The following is a 21,302-nucleotide window of genomic DNA, read 5'->3' on the forward strand; positions in this document are numbered from 1 at the left end:
GATTCGCCCCGGGCGTTGTCGGTGGCGGGCCGTACGGTGGATCGCATGGACAGCCACGGGCGGTACGAACAGCGGATCGTGTGGTCCGTCGTCGGCACGGACATCGGTCCGCTGCTCCTCGCCGCGACGCCCCACGGCCTGGTCAATGTCGTCTTCCACGCTTCGGACACGGTGCGCGACAGGGCGCTCGGCCGGCTCACGTCCCGTCTGGGCGGCGAGCCGGTCGAAGCGCCCGGCTCGCCGCTGCTGGCCGAGGCGATACGCCAGGTCGAGGCGTACTTCGCGGGAGAGCGGCACGCTTTCGACCTGCCGCTCGACTGGTCGCTGATCTCGGGGTTCAACCGCCAGGTGCTGCGTGAGCTGAACTCGGGCGTGCCGTTCGGTTCCGTCGTCGCCTACGGCGACCTGGCCGGACGGGTCGGCGCGCCCGGGGCGGCCCAGGCCGTGGGGGTGGCCATGGGCTCGAATCCGCTGCCGGTCGTGGTGCCCTGCCACCGGGTGGTCGAGAGCGACGGCGGCATCGGCGGCTTCGGGGGCGGTCTGGAGACCAAGCGGAAGCTGCTGGCGCTCGAAGGTGTGCTCCCCAAGCCGCTGTTCTGAGGTCGCGGCAGGGACCGACGGTCCGTGCGTGCGGTGGAGCGTCCGCTCCACGGGTCCGTCAGAGGCTGATGTGGTACGCCTTGCGCAGGGTCTCGTGGACGGTCCAGGTCGTGCGGTCGCCCTCGCGCAGGAACGCCGCGTCGCCGGGGCCCACCTCGATGACGTCGCCGCCCTCCACCTCGATGGTGGCGCGGCCGCTGACGACGACGAAGAGTTCGTCGGCCTCGGTGTCGGTCACCACGCCGGGCGTGGTCTGCCAGATGCCCCGCACCTGCTTGCCGTCGGCCGACTCCCACAGGACCTTGCCCGTCACGACGGGTTCGCCGGAGACGATCTGAGCCGGGTCCAGAGGCTCGGGATCGAGCTCGGCGTCGGGGATGTGCACGGCGAATGACGGCGCGGGCCGGGGGTACACGGTCATGAACGGACACCTTAAGGGCTCGTCCTCCGCCAGGGGCGCCGAGGGTCGCTCCCGTGGCCCTGCCGGAGCCACTTCGAGGTAAGTCCCCCTGCGGAGGGTGGCCGTGCCGCGCGGTCGGCAGCGGACTCCACCGTGCGAACAGCCGCCGGCATCCGAATCACGGGGCCGAAGGGACGGCGATCACGCGTGAGCGGAAACGGAAACAGGGCAGTCGCGTATCTCAAGCCGGGTACGGTCGAGGTGAGGGCCATCGACTACCCGACGCTCGAACTGAAGGACGGGCCGGGTGTGGCTCGCGAGAACGTCGGCCGGAAGTGCCGGCACGGAGTCGTCCTCAAAGTGCTCGCCAGCAATATCTGCGGCAGTGACCAGCACATGGTGCGGGGCCGTACGACCGCGCCCGAGGGTCTGATCCTCGGACACGAGATCACCGGAGAGGTACTGGAACGCGGTCCGGACGTCGAGTTCATCGAGGTCGGGGACATCGTCTCGGTGCCGTTCAACATCGCCTGCGGGCGGTGCCGGAACTGCAAGGAGCGCGACACCGGCATCTGCCTGAACGTGAACCCGGCGCGTCCGGGGGCGGCGTACGGCTATGTCGACATGGGTGGCTGGGTCGGCGGCCAGGCCGCGTACGCCATGGTCCCGTACGCGGACTTCAACCTGCTGAAGTTCCCGGACCGCGACCAGGCGCGCGAGAAGCTCCTGGACCTGACCATGCTGTCGGACATCTTCCCGACCGGATTCCACGGCGCGGTCACCGCCGGCGCCGGGGTCGGCTCGACGGTGTACGTCGCCGGGGCGGGCCCGGTCGGCCTGGCCGCGGCGGCGTCGGCGCAGCTGCTGGGCGCCGCCGTCGTCATCGTCGGGGACCTCAACGCCGAACGCCTCGCCCAGGCGCGGAGTTTCGGCTGCGAGACCGTCGACGTCTCCGAGGGCGGTGTGGAGGACCAGATCGCGCAGATCCTCGGCGAGCCCGAGGTCGACGCCGCCGTCGACGCGGTGGGCTTCGAGGCGCGGGCGCACGGCCGGGACGCCCAGGAGGCGCCCGCGACCGTCCTCAACTCGCTGATGGGGCTCACGCGCGCGGGCGGCGCCCTGGGTATCCCCGGGCTCTACGTCACGGACGACCCCGGAGGGATCGACCAGGACGCGAGGACGGGGACGCTGAAGGTGCGTCTGGGCCTGGGATGGGCCAAGAGCCACCGGTTCACCACGGGGCAGTGCCCGGTGATGCGGTACCACCGGGGGCTGATGAAGGCGATCCTGCACGGCCGGGTCCACATCGCCGAGGCGGTCAACGCGACCGTGATCGGCCTGGACGACGCACCGCGCGGATACGCGGACTTCGACCAGGGCGCCAGCCGCAAGTACGTCCTCGATCCCCACGGGGTGCTGGCCGACGTACGGCCTGTCTGAACCGGTCTGTCCGACCCGGTCTGTCCGACCCGGACACCGTCGAAGGGGTGCTCCCGCGCGCGTGGAGCGCCCCTTCTCCCCGCGGAGGAGGACATCTCCGCCCGGCCGTTCGCGGAGGCGCCGACCCGGGCGGCCGGAACGCCGGACCGCGCGAGGACATAGCCGGGTCGTGGCGGGTTGTCCGTCATGCCCCGGGCCGCTGTCGTACGCCGCGGGCCGCGAGGGTTTGGCCGGGTGCGCCGCTCGCCAGAGATCCAGGGACGGCAGACGTCGACCGGCGACAGGAGGCAGGCGCGTGATCGTGACGTCCGAAGAGGTGCGGGAGGCGCTCGACGCGCGCCGGCCGGTGGTGGCCCTGGAATCCACGATCATCGCCCATGGGCTGCCCCGCCCGGACAATCTGCAGGTCGCCCTCGAACTGGAGGAGACCGTCCGGGAGGAGGGTGCCGTACCCGCGACGATCGCCGTGCTCGACGGCCGGCCTCACGTCGGCCTGGACAAGGGCGGGCTGGAGCGGATCGCGAACAAGGACGGCATCCGCAAACTGGGCCACCGCGACCTGCCGCTCGCGGTGGCCGCGGGGGCGAGCGGGGCGACGACCGTGTCCGCGACCGCCCTGCTCGCGGCCCGCGCCGGGGTGCGGGTGTTCGCCACGGGAGGGCTCGGCGGGGTGCACCGCGAGTGGACGGTGACCCAGGACGAGTCCGCCGATCTGGGCCTGCTGGCGCGTACCCGGATCACGGTGGTGTGCGCCGGCGTCAAGTCGATCCTGGACGTGCCCGCGACGCTGCAGCGCCTGGAGACGCTGGGCGTGGCGGTGGCCGGGTACGGCACGGACCGGTTCCCCGGCTTCTACCTGTCCGACTCGGGACACCCCGTGGACTGGACCCTCGACTCCCCCGAACAGGTGGCGGAGGTGATGCGTGCCCAGGACGCTCTGCACGTCCCCGACGCGTCGCTCGTCGTCGCGAACCCGGTCCCCGAGGAGGAGCAGCTCGATCCGGCGCTGCACGCGCGCGTGCTCGCCGAGGCGCTGCGCGCGTGCGAGTCGGAGGGGGTGACCGGACAGGCGGTGACACCGTTCCTGCTCGCCTATCTGGTCCGGCACACGGACGGTGCCTCGCTCGCCGCCAATCTGGCGGCGGTACGCGGCAACGTGCGCCTCGCGGGACGGATCGCGGCCGCCTGGACGGGGGCGTGAGCGACTCCGACCGGGGCGCCCGGGCCGGCGGGGCCGGAGCGGCGGGTGCCGTCGGCCCCGCCGAAGGCGCTCTGCTCGTCGTCGGGGACGTGGTCACGGATGTCGTCGCCCGGCACCGCGGACCGCTGGCGGCCGGCACCGACACGGTCGCCGCCGTCCGGACCGTGCCGGGCGGCGCGGGCGCCAATGTCGCGTGCTGGGCCGCGCACGAGGGCTGCGCCGACGTACGGCTGCTCGGCCGGGTGGGACGCGACACTGCGGCATGGCACGAGGACGAACTCACGGCGAGCGGCGTACGGCCCCTCCTGGTGACCGACCCGCGGGCACCGACCGGGACGGTGATCTGCCTGGTGGACAGCGGCGCGTCGGCGGAGCGTACGTTCCTCACCGACAGCGGGGCCTCACTGCGGCTGGCACCGGACGACTGGTCGCCCGCGCTGCTCGACGGGGTCGCGCGGCTGCACCTGTCGGGCTACCTGTTCTTCTCCGGGCCGAGCCGGGCGCTGGTGTCGGTGGTGCTCGAGTCGACGCGCGCGCGGGGGGTCCCGGTGAGCCTCGATCCGGCCTCGGCGGGATTCCTCACCGCGCTGGGCGTGGACCGCTTCCTCGGACTCTGCGCGGGCGTGGACGTCCTGCTGCCCAGCCGTGACGAGGCGTGCCTGCTGACCGGGCTGCCCGATCCGGCCGCCGCGGCCGCCGAGCTGAGCCGGCGTTTCCCCCTGGTCGTCACCAAGCTGGGGGGTGACGGAGCCCTGATCGCCCGTTCCGGATCCGTCCGGGCCCGTGTCCCGGCGCTGCGGGCGGCTCCACGCGACACGACGGGCGCCGGTGACGCGTTCACCGGCGCGTTCCTCGCCGCGCTGCTCGGAGGAGCCGGGCCCGAGAAGGCGGCGAGGGCGGGGTGCGCGGCCGGGGCGAAGGCGGTGGAGCGGGTCGGCGGAAGACCGCCCGCGAGAGATCCGCGGGGAGGCGGAGAAGAGACGCGGGACCGCTGAACGCCTCGGCCGCGTGAGGACGTGCCCGTGGTTCCCGGCTCCGCGCCCTCGCCGTCGCTCAGTTCTTGCGCCCCCAGGCCGAGATCATCGGCGCGGTCGCCAGGTCCATGGACCCCTCGGCGACGTTCGCGAGGTGCTGGTCGATCTCCTCCTGGGTGGCCAGGCCTGCGGTGACGAGCTGGTCGCGGATCTGACGGACCGTGGCGGATTCCAGTGCCGCGCAGGCGGGTGAGGTGACGGGGAAGTACGCGTCGGCCTCCACGCCCCGCAGTCCCGCCTCCCGGAGCAGCCGCGGGAGTTTGCGTCCGTAGGCGAGGTCGGCGCCGCGCTCGGCGAGCAGTGCGCGAAAGCCCTGGCGCAGCCGGTTCGCGAGCCGCTGCTCGGGACCGTGCTCCTCGGGGCAGAGCAGCGGCTGCAGGGCGGGGTCGGCATCCTCCACGAGGAGCCTGCCGCCGGGCCTCAGAGCCTTGATCATCGACTGCAGCGCACGCTCCCGGTCCGGTACGTGGACCAGTACGAGCCGGGCGTGCACGAGGTCGAAGCTCTCCCCCGGCGGCTCCTCGGCACCCACGTCATGGACACGGACCTCGACCGGTGAGCGTGCCACGGAAGCCGCCCACGATGTGTCGATGTCGGTCGCGACGACCTTCCCCGTCGGACCCACCTTCTTGGCGAGCCAGGACACGACCGACGTGCCGCCCGCCCCGACCTCCCAGCAGCGCCAGCCGGACCCGACGCCGAAGCGCTCAATGTGCCGGAACGTCGTGGGGTCGAAGAGAGCGGCGAGTGCCTCGAAGCGCCGGCCCGCCTCCGTCTGCTGGTTGTCGAGGAGATATCCGTCGGCTCGCGTCATGGGGAGATCATCCCAGTCGGGCGGTTCGCCGCGAATCGCCGACGCTCCTGTTGGCGCACCCGGGTCATGTGAGGATCCGCGCCAGCAGCGCCGGACGCCGCCGCCCGGGAGGCCGGGTGGCGCCGAGGCGTCCAGTCCCTCCGGACCACCCGGGCAGCCCCGGCCGTCCGAGTCGTCCGGTCGCTCGCACGGCGGAACGGAATCTTCCGTTCCCACAGTCTTTTCCGGTGTCCGATCAGGCCTGGCAGACTGGCGCGCCAGGCGCAAAGTGCGGCCCGGGGAGATCCACGCGAGGAGATCCAGATGTCCATGGCAGGGAATTTGCGGAAGGTGACGGCTCTCGGCGCGGTCGACGGCCTCCGCAGAGTGGCACGGCTGACACGGCGGAGCCGCCGTGTCGACCTGAGTCACCCCGCCCGGTCGCCGCTGGGCTCCGCGGTGGTGAACTGTGTGGCGTACCGGGACGGCGTGCGGATCCCCGAAGGCCGTGATCTGGTCGACACCGTGCGGCGGATCCGCAAGCGCGACGAGGGATTCGTCTGGCTCGGTCTGCACGAACCGACCGACGTGGAGTTCGCGGACATCGCGGAACTCTTCGACCTGCACCCGCTGGCCGTCGAGGACGCGGTGGAGGCGCATCAGCGTCCGAAGCTGGAGTGGTACGGCGACACGCTGTTCGCCGTGTTCAAGACGGTCTGCTACGTGGAGCACAAGGAGTTGACGTCGACCAGCGAGGTGGTGAACACCGGCGAGATCATGGTGTTCGTCGGCCCGGACTTCGTCATCACCGTGCGCCACGGACGGCACGGCTCCCTGGGGCCGCTGCGCGAGGAACTGGAGTCCGACAAGCAGCAGTTGTCCAAGGGGCCGGCCGCGGTCCTGCACGCGATCGCGGACCACGTGGTCGACGAGTTCGTGAGCGTCGCGGACTCCGTCCAGGCGGACATCGACCAGGTCGAGGCCGACGTGTTCGCCGAGAACGGCGCTCGCGCCGACGCGGGCCGCATCTACCAGCTCAAGCGTGAACTCCTCGAACTGAAGCGGGCCGTGGTCCCGCTCGCACGGCCCGTCCAGGAGCTGACGACCCGGCCGACCCGTGTGATCGACCCGGAGATACAGGCCTACTTCCGTGATGTCTCCGACCATCTGCTGCGCGTCACCGAGCAGATAGCCGCCTTCGACGAACTGCTCAACTCGATCCTGCAGGCGCATCTCGCGCAGGTGACGGTGGCCCAGAACGAGGACATGCGGAAGATCACGGCATGGGCGGCGGTCATCGCCGTCCCCACGATGGTCTGCGGTGTGTACGGCATGAACTTCGACAACATGCCCGAACTGCACTGGAGGTTCGGCTACCCCATCGTCATCGGCGTCATATCCGTCGGCTGCCTCGTCCTCTACCGAGGATTCCGGCGCAACGGCTGGCTCTGACACAGCTCTCGTCCCGCGCGTCCGGCCAGGCGGCTGGGCGGGGAATCGGCCTGGTCAGCCCGTCGCGCTGCTCCCGCCCCTCGCGTAGACGCTCTCGACCCAGGCGGCGAGCTGTTCGTCGCTGAGGTGCCGGGCGAGGTCGGCCTCGCTGATCATGCCGACCAGCCGCTTGTCCTCGATCACCGGAAGCCGGCGGATCTGGTGCCCCTTCATCTCCTGGAGCACTTCGCCGACATCGGCGCCGGCGTCGATCCAACGCGGCGTGCCCTGGGCCATCTCTCCCGCGGTGACCCGTGCGGGGTCGCGGCCCATGGCCACGCAGCCGACGACGATGTCGCGGTCCGTGAGGATGCCGCAGAGGCGTTCGTTCTGGTCGCTGATGGGCAGTGCGCCCACGTTGAGCTCACGCATCAGCTGGGCGGCGCGGTCCAGGGTCTCGTGGGCGGGGATCCACTGGGCACCACGGTGCATGATGTCTCCGGCGGTGGTCATGGAGTACCTCCCGGTGCCGGACGGCCGGCGCGGCGCGGAACACACCGCTGGTACCGGCGCCCTAATATTCTCGCCGCGCACTGGAGGCCGCGCACCTGGAGATCCGCGGATCCGGGCGGCCCGCGGACCGTGGCGAGAGCGGGCGGGCCGAGGCAGGGCCACAGGAGATCGGCGTGAGGACCGGGAGGGCGGGGACGGCCGCCCCGCCCCGCCGTTTCATGCCGCGGGTCAGCCGTTCCACGCCGGGTGGCGGGGGTCGTCGGCCCGCACCAGCACGTCGGCGGTGGTGTCCGGACCCGTCTCGCTCCCGTAGCGGGCGAACGCGGGGAGGGTCCAGTGCTCCGCCTCGGGCGTACGACGGCGGAGGGCACCCGGGGAGAGGAGCACGTGGACGCTGAGGTCGAACGGGAACCAGTGGCGCAGGAGGAGGGGGCCGTGGAGCAACAGGACTCCGCCGGGCGGAAGTTGGACGTACGGGCTGCGGGTGGCCCGGTCGGTGGCGGGATCCCGGAGGTCGGGCAGGACCCTGCCGTCGCCGCCGGGTTCGAGCGGGCCGAAGACCTCGCGCCACAGGGCGCCGGTGTCGAACCAGCCGTCGTAATAGGCCTCGACGTCCTGGTGGCCGTGTTCGAGCCGGAGCGAGGCGGGGCGCAGGAAGCCCTCCGTGCCGACGACCAGCGAGGGACGGCCGCGTACGCGCAGCGCCTCGAAGACCCGGTGCGCGAGTTCGCCGGGGCGGGCAGCCGGTGCTCCGTCGAAGGCGACGCGCGGCCAGGGGCTGCCGTCCTGCGGCTTCAGGTCGAGCAGACGATCGGCGAGGAGGTCGCCGAGCCGTTCCCAGGTGATCGCTTCGAGTCGCACAGGACCCATGATGCCGCGCGCGCGAAGGGACCCGGGCGGCACGGCGGGCCGCGGACGGGCGCGACGGACACCGGCCCGCCGGAGGGCGGATCGTGCGGGGGCGCCGCCCGACCACGTAGATGTGGCGCCGCTCCGGGGAATGAACCGCTTATGGCACCGATCGCTGAACCCCCGCACCGGAACGGCCTCCTCGTCGTCCAGCCGCTCAAGAAGCGGCACTGCGTCGAGTGCCGGAACGGGCCGCTCCCGCTGCTGGTGCTGGAGGAGGGAGCGCCTCGATGCCTGGACTGCGCGGATCTCGGACACCTGGTGTTCCTGCCGCGCGGCGACACGGCGCTGACGCGCAGATCGCGGGAGGGCAGCGCGCTGTCGGCCGTGGTGGTGCGGTTCAACCGGCGACGGGGGCGCTACGAGCGGCAGGGCGTCATGGTCGAGGAGACGGCACTCGCCCTGGCCGAGGAACGCTGTCTGGCCGACGCGGAGGCCCGGCGGCGGCGCAGGGCACGGGACGCGCGACGCCGGGAGGCGGAGGACGTCCGCTTCACCGAGGCGTTCGCGCGGGAGATATCCCGGCTGTTCCCGCACTGTCCAGCCGATCGGGCACGAGAGATCGCCGCACACGCCTCGGTGCGCGGCAGCGGGCGGGTCGGGCGGAGCCCGGCGGGCCGCGCGCTGTCCGAGACGGCGGTGACCGCGGCGGTCCGTGCGTCGGTACGGCACACGGAGACCCCGTACGACCAGCTGCTGATGAGCGGTGTCTCGCGGTACGAGGCGCGCCGCCGGATCGCGGCCGCGGTGGACACGAGGCTCTGGGAGTGGCGTGACGGCGTCACCGCGCAGGCGTGAGCGAAGGAGCACGCCGGTGCGGGCGCTCGGCCGGGGCCGCTGTCGGCACAGCGGATTTCGCTTGTGGTGGCGGTCGGCGCTGTGCAGGATCCTGGGTCCGGTCGGTTCGACACGGGAGTGGACATGATCGATGGACCGTATTTCGTGCTGACTCTGCTGGGGGTGCTCGGCTGCGGTCTGGTGGCCGGGGTGTTCTGCGGGTTCTCGACCTTCGTGATGAGAGCGCTCGCCCTGCTGCCCCCGGCGCAGGGAGTCGCCGCGATGAACGCGATCAACGTCGCCGCGGTCCGCCCGCCGTTCATGCTGGTGTTCATCGGGTCCGCGGTGCTGTGCTCGGTGCTGGCGGTGGTCACGTTCGTGCTGCTGCCGGCCGACGGAACGGTGGAGTTGCTGCTCGGCAGCGCGCTGTACCTGTTCGGGGCGTTCGGGGTGACCATCGCGGCGAACGTCCCGCGCAACGACGCGCTGCTGAAGCTGGACCCCGAGACACCGGAGGCCGCCGCCTACTGGCCCGTGTTCGTGCGCCAGTGGACGATGTGGAATCACGTCCGCACCGTCGCGTCGGCCGCGGCGGCGGTGTCGTACGCTCTCGCCCTCACCTGAGCCGTAGGGCGCCCTTCCCTCTTGCCCCATGCGTCCGGGGCGGCGGCGTGTGCGCGGGCGACGTATCGTGGCGGGAGAGGAGTGCCGCCCGGTTTCCGCGGCCGACGAGGGCCTGTAGTCGTGCGGCTCCGCCCCCTGTACGCGTACATGAGGGAGACGGCCATGGCCGATCCCAAGGGTTTCATGACCACACCGCGCCAGGAGTACCCGCGCCGGCCCGTCCAGGAGCGGGTACGGGACTGGAACGAGGTGTACGTTCCCGGAGCACTGCTGCCGATCATCGAGAAACAGGCCGACCGCTGCATGGACTGCGGTATCCCCTTCTGCCACGACGCGTGTCCCCTGGGCAATCTGATCCCCGAGTGGAACGACCTCGTCTCGCGCGACGACTGGCGGGCGGCGAGCGACCGGCTGCATGCCACGAACAACTTCCCCGAGTTCACCGGGCGCTTGTGCCCCGCGCCGTGCGAGGCGGGCTGTGTGCTGGCGATCAACCAGCCGGCGGTCACCATCAAGAACGTCGAGGTCGCCATCGCCGACCGCGCCTGGGAGGACGGGTTCGCGCCGCCGCGTCCGCCGGACCGCCTCTCGGGAAGGACGGTCGCGATCGTCGGGTCGGGGCCCACCGGTCTCGCCGCGGCACAGCAGCTGACCCGGGCCGGTCACACGGTGGCCGTGTACGAACGGGCCGACCGGATCGGCGGTCTGCTGCGGTACGGAATCCCCGCCTTCAAGATGGAGAAACGGCATCTGGACCGCAGACTGGACCAGATGCGCGCGGAGGGAACCAAGTTCCGCACGTCGACGGCGATCGGCACCGACATCGGGGCCGCTGAGCTCAAAGCCCGCTACGACGCCGTGATTCTGGCGCTCGGCGCCACCGCCTGGCGCGAACTGGACGTGCCGGGAAGACAGTTGTCCGGCATCCATCAGGCGATGGAGTACCTTCCGCTGGCCGACCGGGTGTGCGAGGGGGACCTGGAGGTCTCCCCGTTGTCCGCGGCGGGCCGGCACGTGGTGATCGTCGGCGGTGGTGACACCGGTGCCGACTGTCTGGGGACGGCGGTGCGCGAGGGTGCCGCTTCCGTGACCCAGCTCGACATCTACGCGCAGCCGGGGACCGAGCGCGACGAGGACACCGAGCCGTGGCCCACGTACCCGAAGATCTACCGCCTCTCCGCCGCGCACGAGGAGGCAGGCACGCTGGGCACGGCGCCCGCCGCGGACGCGGACGCCCGGCTCTTCGCCGCGTCCACGCTCCGGTTCGACGGTGACGCGGACGGCCGGGTGCGCTCGCTGAGTCTCGTCGAGGTCGACGAGCGGCGCCGCCCGGTCCCCGGTTCCGGGCGGACCCTGCCCGCCGACCTCGTCCTGCTCGCCCTCGGCTTCTCGGGCCCCGACCTGCGCGACGGCCTGATCGACCAGCTGGAGCTGGAACTCGAGCCGCGCGGCACGATCGCCCGTGGCGCCGACTTCGGCACGAACGTTCCCGGGGTGTACGCCGCCGGGGACGCCGCGCGCGGACAGTCGCTCGTCGTGTGGGCGATCGCCGAGGGCCGGGCGGTCGCCGCGGCGGTGGACCGGGCGCTCAGCGGGGCGGCCCGCTCGCGCCTGCCGGCACCGATCGGACCGTACGACCGCCCCATGACCGCGTAGGTCACCGCCCCGCATCCGGGATGCCCCCGTCGCCCTGTCCCCGGACGGGTTCGCCGGGCTCCGGGGGCCACTCGTGGACCACCGCGACGCCCGGCTCGACCAGGTCGAGGCCGCCGAAGAAGCGGCTGAACTCCGCGCGGGATGCGGTCTGCTCGTGTCGATTCCGGTCGAGGGCTGTCAGGTCATGACGGTCTCCGTAAGTCCGCGCCGCAATAAGTGATCAAATCAGAACCAAATTCAGGAAAGTCGAAAAAGGAGAAAGCAAGTCGTTCAGGAGAGAAGGAAGTCCGCCTCTCCCGCTTTCGCGCCCTGGATGAACGCGGTCATCTCACCGGGCGTGTAGATGAGGGCCGGACCGTCCGGATCCGCCGACTGACGCACGGCGATACGGCCGTCGGCGAGTTTCATCGCCTCCAGGCAGTTGCCGCCGTTGCCGCCGCTCCACGGTTTGTGCCAGCCCTCGCTGCCCAGTTCACGGGCGGGCATTCCGTTGTAGATGCGCACGTCGCCTATTCGCGGGTTGATGCGTTCCGGCGTGATGCGTTCCATTCACAGCTCCTTGCGGAGATCCCGGAGGATCTCCTTCGTGCGATGTGCCGTGGCGGCTTGGGCCGCCATGCGGTCCATGACCTCCAGGTGGGTCGCCACCTCGGAGCGCGCGTCCAGGTAGACGGCGCCGGTCAGGTACTCGCTGTAGACCATGTCCGGGAGTTCCGGCATGGCAAATCGGAACAGCACGAAGGGCCCGTACGTGCCGGGGTGCGGACCCGAGGAGTACGGGATCACCTGCAACGTCACATGGGGCAGCTTCGTGGCCTGGAGCAACTTGTCGATCTGGGCACGCATCACCTCGGGGCCGCCGATGGTGCGGCGCAGCACCGTCTCGTCCATCACGGCCCAGATCCGGGGCGCGTCCTCGCGCGTGAGCAGCTCCTGGCGCTGCATGCGCAGTGCCACATGGCGCTCGATGTCCTCGGGCCTGGTCTGCCCGATGGCCCCCGCCTCCAGGACGCCGCGGGCGTAGTCCTCGGTCTGCAGCAGGCCGGGAACGAAGTGCGGTTCATAGGACCGCAGCAGGGAGGCGGCGCCCTCCAGACTGACGTGCATGGAGAACCAGTCGGGCAGGATGTCGTGGAACCGCTGCCACCAGCCGGGCTTGTTGGCGTCCTCGGCGAGCTGGACGAAGGCCTCGGCCTCCTGATCGCCGACGCCGTACGACTTCAACAGGAGCTGGAGGTAAGGGATCTTGAGGGAGACCTCGGCCATCTCCATCCGGCGGACCGTCGCGGGGGCGACCCGCAGGATCCGCGCGGCCTCCTCACGCTTGAGACCCGCACGTTCCCGCAGGTCCAGCAGTCGCCGTCCGAGAACGACCTGACCGACCGTCGGCGCGGACCGCGGTTCGCTCACGTCCCACCTCCACTGAGTCCGGGCAGCCCGGTCGGCGCCGTCCGGGGTCTTCCTCGTCCGCCTCGACGATCCCAACTGGCGCCGCTCGGCTTGCTGTTGTCAGCAGTGTGCCACGCACCCCCACGGCGTCACACGGCACTCTGCATTTTTCAGAGTGAGTCTTGCCAAGTGTTCACGGCGGCGCGATAGTGGCAAACGTGATTCCGTCCGCGCCGTTAGGAACAGACGCCGCCGAAGACCGGTCCGGTCTCCGCGCCACCATGGGGCAGCACCCCGGTGCGGCCGCCGAGCGCCGGTTCCGCTTCGAGCTGGCCGCACATCCGGGCTCCGTGGCCCAGGCGAGACGCCTGACCCGGTCCCGCCTGTCCGGCTGGGCGGTGTGCGAGGAGGCCTGCGACGCGGCGACCCTCGTGGTGTCGGAACTGGTCACCAACGCGATCGTGCATGCCGCCGGGCAACGCGTCGTCTGCGAACTGCAGGACGTCGGCGACCTGGTGCGCATAGCCGTGTGTGACGAGGGGTGCGCTCCTGGCGAGCCGCGCCCCTCCCCGCGGCGGCCCGACGAGGAGCACGGGAGGGGATTGCTTCTCGTCGCGGCAGTGTCCAGGGCCTGGGGGGCCCAGGACACCGGGCCCGGCCTGCTGGTGTGGGCGGAGATCGCACGCTCGGCGGGCCGGGCCGAAAACACCGCCGACACCGTCCGGGAGACCTGGCCGGACCTGGACGGCCGGCGCGACCCGGCCGCCCCGGAGGACCGGTACGGCCGACACGACCGGTACGAACTGAACGCGCTCGACGCCGGGTTCGAGGCCGGGCCGAAGCCGTCACCTCACGGCCGGCTCCGTGAGGCCCGGAACGCCCCGGACTCTCCCCACGCGGACACCGGCCCTCGGGCGGACCTCGGCTGGAGCGCGAAGAAGCCCCCGAACGACGGTCGGGGCACGGGGGCGGAGGGATCCTGGGGGGCGGGAACCGTGGGGAACCCCCAGCCTCCCTCCGCCCGGGGCGGGAGCCAGGCCCGGGTCCCTGGTCCACGCCTGGACGGGGACCGGGGCCAGGATCACGGTCCGCGTCGGGACCGGGAACAGGAACGGATTCGGGATCGGGATCGGGAGAGCCTGTGAGCCGTACGCCTGCGGCGGGTCCTGCGGCGCAGGTCCTGAGCCTGGACACGCTGGTCCGCATCAGCCGCGGCCGGCAACGGCCCGGGCCGCCGAGGCGTCTCCCCCTCCCCGAGGGAATGAAAGTGCCACTGGGCTGCGACGCGGTGTCGGTGCCCGCCCGGTTCGGACCGCTGCTGCTGGCGCGGCTGCCTCGCGTGGGCTGCGTCTACGCCGGACCGGCGCACTGGTGGTGGATCGTCCCCTCCGACTCCGACGTCGCCCTGGAGTGGCCGGCGCCCGCCCACTACGTCACGGGAGCGGTCGTCGCGGACTCACCTCGGTTTCCCGGGCTCATCCACAAACCGGACGGCATGCTTCCGTACACTCCGCCGATCCCCCTGTATCTGGCCCTGTGCCGGATCACGGGGACGACCCCCGCCTGGTCACGCCCGGTCAGCGCCTGAGGCCCGTTCCCCGGCCGGTCCCGGGCGGCCTCACTCGACGCCGTCGACGCCGCCCACGACGACCAGGAACGCGTCGGAGGCGAGGTCCATGACGACCTCCGCCGCCTGGCCCTCCTGGCGGCGTGCCTGCGCGAACTCCTCCGCGGGCCACGACCCGCGGGGTCCGCCGGCGGGAAACCTCTCCAGCACCGTTCGCCCGTTCACCCTGTACCTCCAAGTCACGCCGCTGTGGAGAGTTAAACGCCCGTCACGGGGTGAACGGCTCTGGCAGTAACGGTACTGAGACGAAGCCGACACGAGGCGGTGCCACGGCGGACCCGGTTCCGCGAGGCCACGGACGGGCGAGGAACCCGTTCCCGGCAGCTCCGTGGGGGGCTTGTTCCCGGCAGCTCCGTGGGGGCGCGTTCCTGGGGGCGTTCCGGGCGTCGTACGGGTGCCGCCTGCTCCCGGTGTCACACCGCGGCGGGATGCGTGGGTGCCGTCCCGAGTCCCGCCCGCTCGCGCCGCTCGGCCAGTTCGCCGAGGAGCTCGGCGATCCGCTCGGTGTGCCGGGGCGTGAGCCGGCCGGTGTCGTCGAGCTGCACGGCGCACGCCGTGGTCGTGTCGACGAGCCGTTCCAGCGTGGCCGCGACCGCGGCCGTGCCCTCGGAGTGGCGTGCCAGGGCGGGGAGCTCGGCCGCGGCGACGTCGATCGCGGCACGGGCCTCGGCGAGCGCGCGATACGCCTCCCGGCGCAGGACCCAGCGGCCCGTACGGTCACGGGCCGTACCGTCGCCCAGCACATGGGCGAGATAGGCGTCCGCGGCCTCGCCGGCCCGGGTGAGCCTCGCCCGCACGGTCCCGCCCCGCTGTCCGAGTGTCGGCAGATGTCCGACGAGCAGCACGATCGCGCAGGCCAGCAGGGTTTCCACGATCCGGTTCCCGGAGGCCTGTGGCTCACCGCCGACCATCACGAGGGCGAGGACGAGGACCGTGACGACGGCGGTCTGCGCGGCGAAGTGCCGGGTGGCGACGGGGATGAGTGCGCCGCTGACCGCGACCAGGGCGACGAACCCCTCCGGCCGTGGCAGCAGAAGGGCGAGTCCCGCGAAGACGACCGCGCCGAGGACCGTCCCCGCCGCCCGGCACAGCACGCGTGAGGCGAGCGGCCCGAGATCGGGCTTGACGAGGAAGACGGCGGTCGCGGGGAGCCAGTACCAGTGCGGGTGGTCGCCGTACCAGCGCGCCTGGTGCAGGGCCTGGGCCACGGCGACGCTCGCGCCGAAGCAGAGAGCGACCCGGACGCCGTACTCGCGCCCGGCGGAACCGAGCGCGGTGCGGACGAGGGAGACGGCGGTGCGCCGCCGGTTGTGCAGGGCGTTCCCGGAGCCCCGGTCGAAGGTCTCGGCGGCGTGCAGCAGGGCGTCGTGGAGGGCGCGCAGCGCGGGCACGACGGAGGTGCTCCCGGACGGGCCGGACCGGCTGCCGGGGACGGCGGGCGCCGGCAGCGGCCCGGTGGGGGCACCGGTGCGGACGGCGGCCGCGAGCCGCCGGGGGCCTTCCGCCGCCCGTGCGGGCACGGCCTCGCCCGCCCAGGCGAGCGCCGTCGCGGCCTCGGCGAGCGGCAGGGCGGCGGCGTACTGCGCGTGCAGGCGCCGCTCGGCCGCGGAACTGGCGTACCGCCGCAGCCGGGGCCCGTCGAGCGCGTCCTGCGCGTGGTCGAGGGCCGCGGTCAGCGCGACGCGCCGCCGGGCTGCGTCGGGTCCGCCCACGGCGAGCAGCAGCCGGGCGACGGCGTCGTACACACCGCCGACGGCCTCCCGCTCCCCGTCGAAGCGGTAGTCACCGGTGTTCACCGCGGCCGTCGGCAGGGCCAGCCGCAGTGCGAGCAGCCAGCCGGCCCCGCCCAGGAAGAACAGTGCGCGCGCCCATCCCGGTTCGGGCGACGGCATCCCGGCCCCGATCGCCGAGGCGACCAGCAGCTGGGTCCCGGCCCCGGAGGCCACGGGTCCGACGGCGCTGACGGCTCCGGCGAGCAGTCCGAGCCCGGTGAGGACGGCGGTGAGAGCCACGGCGCCGGTGTGCCGCCCGGCGTACGACCCGATGAGCAGACCGGCGGCCCCGGCGAGGGCCGGTGCCCCGAGCCGTGCGACGGCGGCCCTGCGGCTGCCCGGCCGGTCGTTGATCCCCGCCAGCATGGCGCCGAGGGCCGCGATCACCCCGAGTGAGGTACGGCCGCTCAGTACGGCCACGAGCAGCAGCGGTCCGGCGGCCAGCGCACCCCGTACGACCGCGTTCCAGGGGACCGGTCCGCGCTGGGCGCGCAGGGCGTGGGCGAGCCAGGGTGGTGCGGCGGGGCGGGGGAGGCGCACGGGGCTCCTGTCGGGCGAGGGCGGGGTGCCTTCGGGCGACGTCGGCCGGGCTCGTGTCGTTGCCAGGGTAGTGCGCGGTGCCCGCGGAGAACGAACGCGATGATTTCCGCGATGTGACATCTCACGGGAGACGGGCGTGACGTTCCGCGGGAGACGGACGAGGAGCGCTTCGCGCGAGACGGGCCGGGCGGGCCAGGTCAGGCCAGGAGAGGTACGCGCGGGAACGGCTCGGGAGAGGAGACGAGGACCGCCGCTCCGAAAGATGGAGACGGGGACCGCCGCTCCGGGAGGGAGGAGGAGCGGGTCCGAGGGCGTAGCCGGCCCCCGGACCCTGGGATGCCGCCATGTCGCACGCCGGCACGCTTGAGAGTCCAGGTCAGTCGTTATGTCGCCGCGTCCTGCCTTTGGACCACCACGCATCGAGCTGCGCGGGCTGGACTTGAACCAGCATCTCGACGTACTGGGGCCTGGGCCCGGTCGATCCGGCGATCGGCGGCGAATACTGAGTCTGGAGCAATAGTCTGAGATTGATCACGGCCTGCCTCTTCCGATTGGGCTACCGCGGCGCGTGAACACTCCCTCGGCCGAGGCTCCGGCCGGAGTGTTCTGTGGTGCCGCGGGGAGGACTCGAACCTCCACTGGAACCGTGCATTCACGACAAGCCTCAGCTTCAGCTTGCGCTCCTCGCGCACCCCGGCCACGGTATGTCGTGGCCGGGGAGTTCAGAGGCTACCCCTGTGCGAACAGGTAGCCGAAAACAGCGTCGCCGACGCGCTGGTCGACGACGTCCACGCCGTTGGCCTCCTCGCGGGCGAACTTGACCGCCTGCTGCAACTTCTCCACGCGGTCGAGGAGTTCGTTCACGCGCCGCGCGGGCAGGGCACCGGAGAACTTGACGGTCGTCCAGTAACCGACGGGGACGTCCTCGTAGTACACCTCGACCTGGGCCGGGTGCTTCTCGGTGGCCTCGGCCTTGACGTGGTTCCGGGGGACCTTCTTCGTACGAAGGGTCCGCACCGGCTCGGTCTTCCAGGCGTCGGTGGACGGATCCCGCACCCAGGACTCGGAGGCGTCGAGGACGGGCAGCTTCCGTACGAAGGTGTTGAGATCGGTGAGCTGCTTCTCGAGGAAGAGCAGATAGGACACCGGCACCTCGGCGACGAGCACGCGCCCGTCGACCACCACGTCGGCCCTCGCCGTGCAGTTGGCCCAGTCCTTGGTGGCGGTCACGTCGAACAGTCGCGTCAGGGTCGCCGCCGTGTCCCTCAACACGTCCTCGGCCTGCACCTGGACCCGGGTCGACTCGGGCGGCAGCTGCTCGCCCTCCTCGTCCTTCGGCTGGTACGTCCGCGAGATGCCCGCGAGCAACGCAGGCTTCTGCAGGCCGTGATGAGCGGCCGTCAGGTCCTGATGGGACTTGGACTTGACGCCCTTCTCCACTGCGATGATCTGATTGAGTTTCGCCACGTCGGTGACCGTAGCAGCATCGGCGGAAATCGTTCGAAGGATTATTCGCCCGGAACGAGGACGGCGTCCCGCGTGTCCGTCCGTCACGCCCCGCGTGCCGTCGGCGGTAATCGGGGTGCGGGAACCCGCGTCGGACCCGCATCATCGGCAGGTTGTCCGTCATCCCGTCAACGATCCCACCCACAGGGAGCCCCCATGATCCGGCGCGTCACCGTTCCCGGTCTCTTCACCCCGCCCGTCTACGCGCACGCGTCCGTCGTCGAGGCGGGAACGAAACTGGCCTTCCTCGCCGGATCCGTGCCGCTCGACGCCGACGGGAAGCTGGTCGGCCCGGACGATCCCGTACGCCAGGCCGAGCAGGTGCTGGCCAACCTCGACGAACAGTTGCGTGCCGTGGGGAGCGACATGGCCCATGTCGTGTCGACCGACGTGTACGTCGTCAGTGGTGAGACCGCCGTGCTGTCCGCGGTCTGGGACGTCGTCGAGGCCTCGGGGCTGAGCATCGGCCCGCACTCCTCGACCCTGCTCGGCGTGGCCTGTCTCGGATACACCGGGCAGCTCGTGGAGATCACGGCGACCGCGGTCGTCCCCGAGGCGTGACCGGCGGTCGCCCCGAGGTGTGATCCGCAGCCGGGACCGGTACCGCCCGGCACCCGCATGACGCCTACGGGGAGCGCGGCCTACGGGGAGCGCGTCGGCAGGCCCGCGGACTCCGCCGCCGTGGTCAGGACCTGCCTCAGCATCGCGGGGGTGAGCCGCCCGGTGAAGGTGTTCCGCTGGCTGACGTGGAAGCACCCGAAGAGTTCGGCGGAGGCGGGGCCGGTACCGGGGGCGTCCGGTTCCGGCCGCCGTACGAGCGTCACCCGTGCCCCGTGCGCGAACGCCGGACGCGGCCGGGGCACCGCCCACCCCGCCTCCGTGAGGGCGGGCAGGGCGGCCTGCCAGCCGAAGGCCCCGAGGACGACCACCGCGCGCAGCGCGGGCCGCAGCAGCTCCAGCTCCCTGACCAGCCAGGGCCGGCAGGTGTCCCGCTCGCCGGGCGTCGGCTTGTTGGCGGGCGGCGCGCAGTGCACGGGAGAGGTGACGCGCACCCCGTACAGCTCCAGTCCGTCGTCGGCGCTCACCGAGGTACCGCGCGAGGCGAGCCCGATGTCGTGCAGCGCCGCGTACAGCACGTCACCCGACCGGTCCCCGGTGAACATCCGCCCGGTCCGGTTGCCGCCGTGCGCGGCGGGTGCGAGCCCGACGACGAGGAGGGAGGCGTCGGGCGGCCCGAAGCCGGGCACCGGACGCCCCCAGTACGTCTGGCCGGCGAAGGCGGCACGTCTGGTGGCGGCCACCTCTTCGCGCCACGCGACGAGCCGCGGACAGGCCCGGCAGCCGGCGATCCGCACGTCGAGCGCGGTGAGGTCGGCGGAGCGGGCCGCGTCTTCCGCCGGAAAGCTGCTGTCCATATCACCACCGTACGACCGGCCCGCCCGCCCCCGATCTCCGCTCCCCGCCCCTCCTCACCGCCCGATGCCTGCCGCCCGCTCCTCACCGGCCGCCGGGTCGTCTCCGCCCCGGCCGCCACCGTCCGGTCGTGGCCGGGCACCGGGAACACCGGCACGATGCCCGCGGTGAGCAACGCGCCGCGCGCCCGGGGACGACGCGTCCGGTGTGGTCCGTGCGCCGGAAAAGGCGTGCGGTGTGCCGCCCCGCCGGCGTTAGAGTCGGGTCATGGCTTCTCAGGGTGCTGACGGGGAGATGAAGGGCTCGGGTATCGGAGGCGGGCGCGGCTCGGACGACGGGAAGGCCGCCGCGGCCGACTCCGGGGCCAACGCCAGGACCGGCTCCGGAACCGGCTCCGAGGCCGCTTCCACGGCGGCTTCGGCGACCGCTGCCGCCGTCAAGGCCGCCGTCGCCGCCGGGCCTCCCAACGGCGAGAGCGTGCGGGTCGACGCCTGGATCTGGTCCGTCCGTCTCGTCAAGACCCGCTCGATCGGTGCCACGGCCTGCAAGGGCGGCCATGTTCGGGTCAACGGGGAACGCGTCAAGCCCGCGTACTCGGTCCGCGTGGGCGACGAGGTGCGTGTGTGGCACGAGGGCCGTGAACGGGTCGTCGTCGTGAAGCGCGTGATCCGCAAGCGGGTCGGCGCCCCCGTCGCCGCCGAGTGCTACGTCGACAACAGCCCACCGCCCCCGCCGCGCGAGGCCTTCGCTCCGGCGGGCGTCCGGGACCGGGGCGCGGGACGCCCGACCAAGCGGGACCGCCGCGAGTTGGAACGCCTGCGGGGCATGCAGACGGGTTCGTCCGGCCCCGTCCGGTCCTCGGGTCCCTCCACGGGGCCGACCGGCTCGACCGGTTCCCCGGGCACGACCGGGTCCGGGGGCTCCCCCCGCCGCTGAGCCGCTCCCCGCTGCCCGTTCCCTCTCCCCCGCTCCCCCCTCCCGTTCCTCAGCCCTGCTCGTCCGGTTCGCCGGACCGCTCCGGTGGTGTCCCGGCTTCCCGGTCGTCCGGAACGCGGCGTACGGGCATAACGACGGACGCACGACCGTACGCCGTCGAGGGCTCCCCCGTTCCCGGAGGAGCCCCGCGTCCTTGCTCCGTCGTCGCACCAGGCGTCACCCCCGGCGCCCCGCCCACCGTCGCACCAGACGGAACAGTTCGGTCGTGTGGCCGCGCCTGGCCCAGGCGATCAGGCCGAGCGGCAGCATCAGGACGAGCGGGGTCGCCACGTACGGGCCGTGGACGACGGTGACGTTGACGATGAACGCGCCGACCATCAGCGCGCCGAGCGCCACCGCGGCCACCCCGTCCAGCAGCGGGACCAACAGGGCGAGACCTCCGGCGAGTTCGAGCGCGCCGATGATGTACATGCCGGTGTGCCCCCAGCCCAGCTTGTCGAACGACTCCGTCGCCGAGGGGTGGGCGATCAGCTTGGGAAGGGCGCTCGCGAACGCGTAGAACAGACCGAGGACGATCTGCAGGGCGGTCAGGGAGACACGGGCGGCGCGGGAGCGGGGGGTGACGGCGGCCCGGGTGGCGGTGAGGGGGAGGGCGGTCTCGGACATGAGGTCTCCTGTGGGAAGCGGTGGCTGCTTTCACAGGGGTAGACCTGGGTACCGCCGGGAACTCATCGGTGCCGA

The 21,302-nt window shown here is 72.4% G+C and carries 24 protein-coding genes; 12 read left to right on the forward strand and 12 right to left on the reverse strand.

What is annotated here, in order from left to right; translation table 11 throughout:
• The first annotated feature begins 45 nt into the window (after positions 1 to 45).
• Positions 46 to 600: a methylated-DNA--[protein]-cysteine S-methyltransferase gene (locus ACICHK_RS11450; RefSeq protein WP_406836812.1), complete on the forward strand. Its 555-nt coding sequence runs from the start codon at positions 46 to 48 to the stop codon at positions 598 to 600.
• Positions 601 to 658: 58 nt separating this feature from the next.
• On the opposite strand, the gene ACICHK_RS11455 is transcribed toward ACICHK_RS11450, so the two are convergent.
• Positions 659 to 1,021, reverse strand: a complete 363-nt coding sequence (locus ACICHK_RS11455; RefSeq protein ID WP_406836813.1) for a cupin domain-containing protein — start codon at positions 1,019 to 1,021, stop codon at positions 659 to 661.
• 186 nt (positions 1,022 to 1,207) lie between these two features.
• Between ACICHK_RS11455 and fdhA the strand changes: the two genes are divergently transcribed.
• The 3 genes from fdhA to ACICHK_RS11470 all read left to right on the forward strand — a co-directional run bounded on the left by fdhA (position 1,208) and on the right by ACICHK_RS11470 (position 4,636).
• Positions 1,208 to 2,440, forward strand: a complete 1,233-nt coding sequence (fdhA, locus tag ACICHK_RS11460) for a formaldehyde dehydrogenase, glutathione-independent (RefSeq protein ID WP_406836814.1) — start codon at positions 1,208 to 1,210, stop codon at positions 2,438 to 2,440.
• Positions 2,441 to 2,735: 295 nt separating this feature from the next.
• Positions 2,736 to 3,641 carry a pseudouridine-5'-phosphate glycosidase gene (locus ACICHK_RS11465; protein ID WP_406836815.1) on the forward strand — a complete coding sequence of 302 codons (906 nt, stop codon included), beginning with the start codon at positions 2,736 to 2,738 and terminating at the stop codon, positions 3,639 to 3,641.
• A complete protein-coding gene (locus tag ACICHK_RS11470; RefSeq protein ID WP_406836816.1) occupies positions 3,638 to 4,636 on the forward strand; it encodes a carbohydrate kinase family protein in 999 nt (332 codons plus the stop codon). The genes ACICHK_RS11465 and ACICHK_RS11470 overlap by 4 nt, the downstream gene beginning before the upstream one ends.
• A 58-nt stretch (positions 4,637 to 4,694) precedes the next feature.
• Here ACICHK_RS11470 and ACICHK_RS11475 read toward each other — a convergent pair whose 3' ends face one another.
• Positions 4,695 to 5,489 (reverse strand): methyltransferase domain-containing protein, encoded by a 795-nt coding sequence (locus ACICHK_RS11475; protein WP_406836817.1) that lies wholly within the window; start codon positions 5,487 to 5,489, stop codon positions 4,695 to 4,697.
• 303 nt (positions 5,490 to 5,792) lie between these two features.
• On the opposite strand from ACICHK_RS11475, the gene corA reads away from it, so the two are divergent.
• Positions 5,793 to 6,920 (forward strand): magnesium/cobalt transporter CorA, encoded by a 1,128-nt coding sequence (gene corA / locus ACICHK_RS11480; RefSeq protein ID WP_406836818.1) that lies wholly within the window; start codon positions 5,793 to 5,795, stop codon positions 6,918 to 6,920.
• Between the two features lie 54 nt (positions 6,921 to 6,974).
• On the opposite strand, the gene ACICHK_RS11485 is transcribed toward corA, so the two are convergent.
• Together ACICHK_RS11485 and ACICHK_RS11490 are read right to left on the reverse strand one after the other, a co-directional pair.
• Positions 6,975 to 7,412, reverse strand: a complete 438-nt coding sequence (locus tag ACICHK_RS11485; protein ID WP_406836819.1) for a CBS domain-containing protein — start codon at positions 7,410 to 7,412, stop codon at positions 6,975 to 6,977.
• 228 nt (positions 7,413 to 7,640) lie between these two features.
• Positions 7,641 to 8,282 (reverse strand): uridine kinase, encoded by a 642-nt coding sequence (locus tag ACICHK_RS11490; RefSeq protein ID WP_192582780.1) that lies wholly within the window; start codon positions 8,280 to 8,282, stop codon positions 7,641 to 7,643.
• Positions 8,283 to 8,423: 141 nt separating this feature from the next.
• On the opposite strand from ACICHK_RS11490, the gene ACICHK_RS11495 reads away from it, so the two are divergent.
• The 3 genes from ACICHK_RS11495 (at position 8,424) to ACICHK_RS11505 (ending at position 11,378) form a co-directional block, all read left to right on the forward strand.
• Positions 8,424 to 9,119 (forward strand): DUF2293 domain-containing protein, encoded by a 696-nt coding sequence (locus ACICHK_RS11495; protein WP_406836820.1) that lies wholly within the window; start codon positions 8,424 to 8,426, stop codon positions 9,117 to 9,119.
• A 123-nt stretch (positions 9,120 to 9,242) separates the two neighbouring features.
• Entirely contained in the window at positions 9,243 to 9,722 is a 480-nt protein-coding gene (locus ACICHK_RS11500; protein ID WP_151474052.1) for a DUF1772 domain-containing protein, read from the forward strand.
• Positions 9,723 to 9,884: 162 nt separating this feature from the next.
• Entirely contained in the window at positions 9,885 to 11,378 is a 1,494-nt protein-coding gene (locus ACICHK_RS11505) for a glutamate synthase subunit beta (protein WP_406836821.1), read from the forward strand.
• Between the two features lies 1 nt (position 11,379).
• Here ACICHK_RS11505 and ACICHK_RS11510 read toward each other — a convergent pair whose 3' ends face one another.
• The 3 genes from ACICHK_RS11510 to ACICHK_RS11520 are packed head-to-tail and all read right to left on the reverse strand — an operon-like array spanning position 11,380 to position 12,788.
• Entirely contained in the window at positions 11,380 to 11,592 is a 213-nt protein-coding gene (locus ACICHK_RS11510; RefSeq protein WP_406841198.1) for an SAM-dependent methyltransferase, read from the reverse strand.
• 56 nt (positions 11,593 to 11,648) lie between these two features.
• Entirely contained in the window at positions 11,649 to 11,927 is a 279-nt protein-coding gene (locus tag ACICHK_RS11515) for a DUF397 domain-containing protein (protein ID WP_037624764.1), read from the reverse strand.
• Positions 11,928 to 12,788, reverse strand: a complete 861-nt coding sequence (locus tag ACICHK_RS11520) for a helix-turn-helix transcriptional regulator (RefSeq protein WP_406836822.1) — start codon at positions 12,786 to 12,788, stop codon at positions 11,928 to 11,930.
• Positions 12,789 to 13,048: 260 nt separating this feature from the next.
• Between ACICHK_RS11520 and ACICHK_RS11525 the strand changes: the two genes are divergently transcribed.
• Both ACICHK_RS11525 and ACICHK_RS11530 read left to right on the forward strand, forming a co-directional pair.
• Positions 13,049 to 13,912: an ATP-binding protein gene (locus ACICHK_RS11525; protein ID WP_406836823.1), complete on the forward strand. Its 864-nt coding sequence runs from the start codon at positions 13,049 to 13,051 to the stop codon at positions 13,910 to 13,912.
• Entirely contained in the window at positions 13,909 to 14,355 is a 447-nt protein-coding gene (locus tag ACICHK_RS11530) for a hypothetical protein (RefSeq protein WP_406836824.1), read from the forward strand. The genes ACICHK_RS11525 and ACICHK_RS11530 overlap by 4 nt, the downstream gene beginning before the upstream one ends.
• A gap of 30 nt (positions 14,356 to 14,385) precedes the next feature.
• On the opposite strand, the gene ACICHK_RS11535 is transcribed toward ACICHK_RS11530, so the two are convergent.
• The 3 genes from ACICHK_RS11535 to ACICHK_RS11545 all read right to left on the reverse strand — a co-directional run bounded on the left by ACICHK_RS11535 (position 14,386) and on the right by ACICHK_RS11545 (position 18,173).
• A complete protein-coding gene (locus tag ACICHK_RS11535) occupies positions 14,386 to 14,559 on the reverse strand; it encodes a hypothetical protein (RefSeq protein ID WP_192582781.1) in 174 nt (57 codons plus the stop codon).
• A 248-nt stretch (positions 14,560 to 14,807) separates the two neighbouring features.
• Positions 14,808 to 16,706, reverse strand: coding sequence for an FUSC family protein (locus tag ACICHK_RS11540; protein WP_406836825.1), 1,899 nt, complete (start codon positions 16,704 to 16,706; stop codon positions 14,808 to 14,810).
• A 729-nt stretch (positions 16,707 to 17,435) separates the two neighbouring features.
• Positions 17,436 to 18,173, reverse strand: a complete 738-nt coding sequence (locus ACICHK_RS11545) for a hypothetical protein (RefSeq protein WP_151474058.1) — start codon at positions 18,171 to 18,173, stop codon at positions 17,436 to 17,438.
• Positions 18,174 to 18,368: 195 nt separating this feature from the next.
• Here ACICHK_RS11545 and ACICHK_RS11550 point away from each other — a divergent pair, with 195 nt between their 5' ends.
• On the forward strand, positions 18,369 to 18,773 hold the full coding sequence (locus ACICHK_RS11550; protein ID WP_406836826.1) for a RidA family protein: 405 nt from the start codon (positions 18,369 to 18,371) through the stop codon (positions 18,771 to 18,773).
• 80 nt (positions 18,774 to 18,853) lie between these two features.
• Here ACICHK_RS11550 and ACICHK_RS11555 read toward each other — a convergent pair whose 3' ends face one another.
• The gene (locus ACICHK_RS11555) at positions 18,854 to 19,627 is read right to left on the reverse strand and encodes a uracil-DNA glycosylase (protein WP_406836827.1); all 774 of its coding nucleotides are present in this window, start codon (positions 19,625 to 19,627) and stop codon (positions 18,854 to 18,856) included.
• A 265-nt stretch (positions 19,628 to 19,892) separates the two neighbouring features.
• On the opposite strand from ACICHK_RS11555, the gene ACICHK_RS11560 reads away from it, so the two are divergent.
• The gene (locus tag ACICHK_RS11560) at positions 19,893 to 20,561 is read left to right on the forward strand and encodes an RNA-binding S4 domain-containing protein (RefSeq protein ID WP_406836828.1); all 669 of its coding nucleotides are present in this window, start codon (positions 19,893 to 19,895) and stop codon (positions 20,559 to 20,561) included.
• Between the two features lie 216 nt (positions 20,562 to 20,777).
• On the opposite strand, the gene ACICHK_RS11565 is transcribed toward ACICHK_RS11560, so the two are convergent.
• On the reverse strand, positions 20,778 to 21,227 hold the full coding sequence (locus tag ACICHK_RS11565; protein WP_406836829.1) for a DoxX family protein: 450 nt from the start codon (positions 21,225 to 21,227) through the stop codon (positions 20,778 to 20,780).
• Positions 21,228 to 21,302: the final 75 nt, after the last annotated feature.

The organism is Streptomyces sp. AHU1 (genome assembly GCF_045343905.1).
Taxonomy (GTDB): domain Bacteria; phylum Actinomycetota; class Actinomycetes; order Streptomycetales; family Streptomycetaceae; genus Streptomyces; species Streptomyces triticiradicis.

What these genes read in the sequence shown, in the direction of transcription:
- ACICHK_RS11450 (WP_406836812.1), top strand. Translation starts at nt 46, where the DNA reads ATGGACAGCCACGGGCGGTACGAACAGCGGATCGTGTGGTCCGTCGTC.
- ACICHK_RS11455 (WP_406836813.1), bottom strand. Translation starts at nt 1,021, where the DNA reads ATGACCGTGTACCCCCGGCCCGCGCCGTCATTCGCCGTGCACATCCCC.
- ACICHK_RS11475 (WP_406836817.1), bottom strand. Translation starts at nt 5,489, where the DNA reads ATGACGCGAGCCGACGGATATCTCCTCGACAACCAGCAGACGGAGGCG.
- corA (WP_406836818.1), top strand. Translation starts at nt 5,793, where the DNA reads ATGTCCATGGCAGGGAATTTGCGGAAGGTGACGGCTCTCGGCGCGGTC.
- ACICHK_RS11485 (WP_406836819.1), bottom strand. Translation starts at nt 7,412, where the DNA reads ATGACCACCGCCGGAGACATCATGCACCGTGGTGCCCAGTGGATCCCC.
- ACICHK_RS11490 (WP_192582780.1), bottom strand. Translation starts at nt 8,282, where the DNA reads ATGGGTCCTGTGCGACTCGAAGCGATCACCTGGGAACGGCTCGGCGAC.
- ACICHK_RS11495 (WP_406836820.1), top strand. Translation starts at nt 8,424, where the DNA reads ATGGCACCGATCGCTGAACCCCCGCACCGGAACGGCCTCCTCGTCGTC.
- ACICHK_RS11500 (WP_151474052.1), top strand. Translation starts at nt 9,243, where the DNA reads ATGATCGATGGACCGTATTTCGTGCTGACTCTGCTGGGGGTGCTCGGC.
- ACICHK_RS11505 (WP_406836821.1), top strand. Translation starts at nt 9,885, where the DNA reads ATGGCCGATCCCAAGGGTTTCATGACCACACCGCGCCAGGAGTACCCG.
- ACICHK_RS11515 (WP_037624764.1), bottom strand. Translation starts at nt 11,927, where the DNA reads ATGGAACGCATCACGCCGGAACGCATCAACCCGCGAATAGGCGACGTG.
- ACICHK_RS11525 (WP_406836823.1), top strand. Translation starts at nt 13,049, where the DNA reads ATGGGGCAGCACCCCGGTGCGGCCGCCGAGCGCCGGTTCCGCTTCGAG.
- ACICHK_RS11550 (WP_406836826.1), top strand. Translation starts at nt 18,369, where the DNA reads ATGATCCGGCGCGTCACCGTTCCCGGTCTCTTCACCCCGCCCGTCTAC.
- ACICHK_RS11555 (WP_406836827.1), bottom strand. Translation starts at nt 19,627, where the DNA reads ATGGACAGCAGCTTTCCGGCGGAAGACGCGGCCCGCTCCGCCGACCTC.
- ACICHK_RS11560 (WP_406836828.1), top strand. Translation starts at nt 19,893, where the DNA reads ATGGCTTCTCAGGGTGCTGACGGGGAGATGAAGGGCTCGGGTATCGGA.
- ACICHK_RS11565 (WP_406836829.1), bottom strand. Translation starts at nt 21,227, where the DNA reads ATGTCCGAGACCGCCCTCCCCCTCACCGCCACCCGGGCCGCCGTCACC.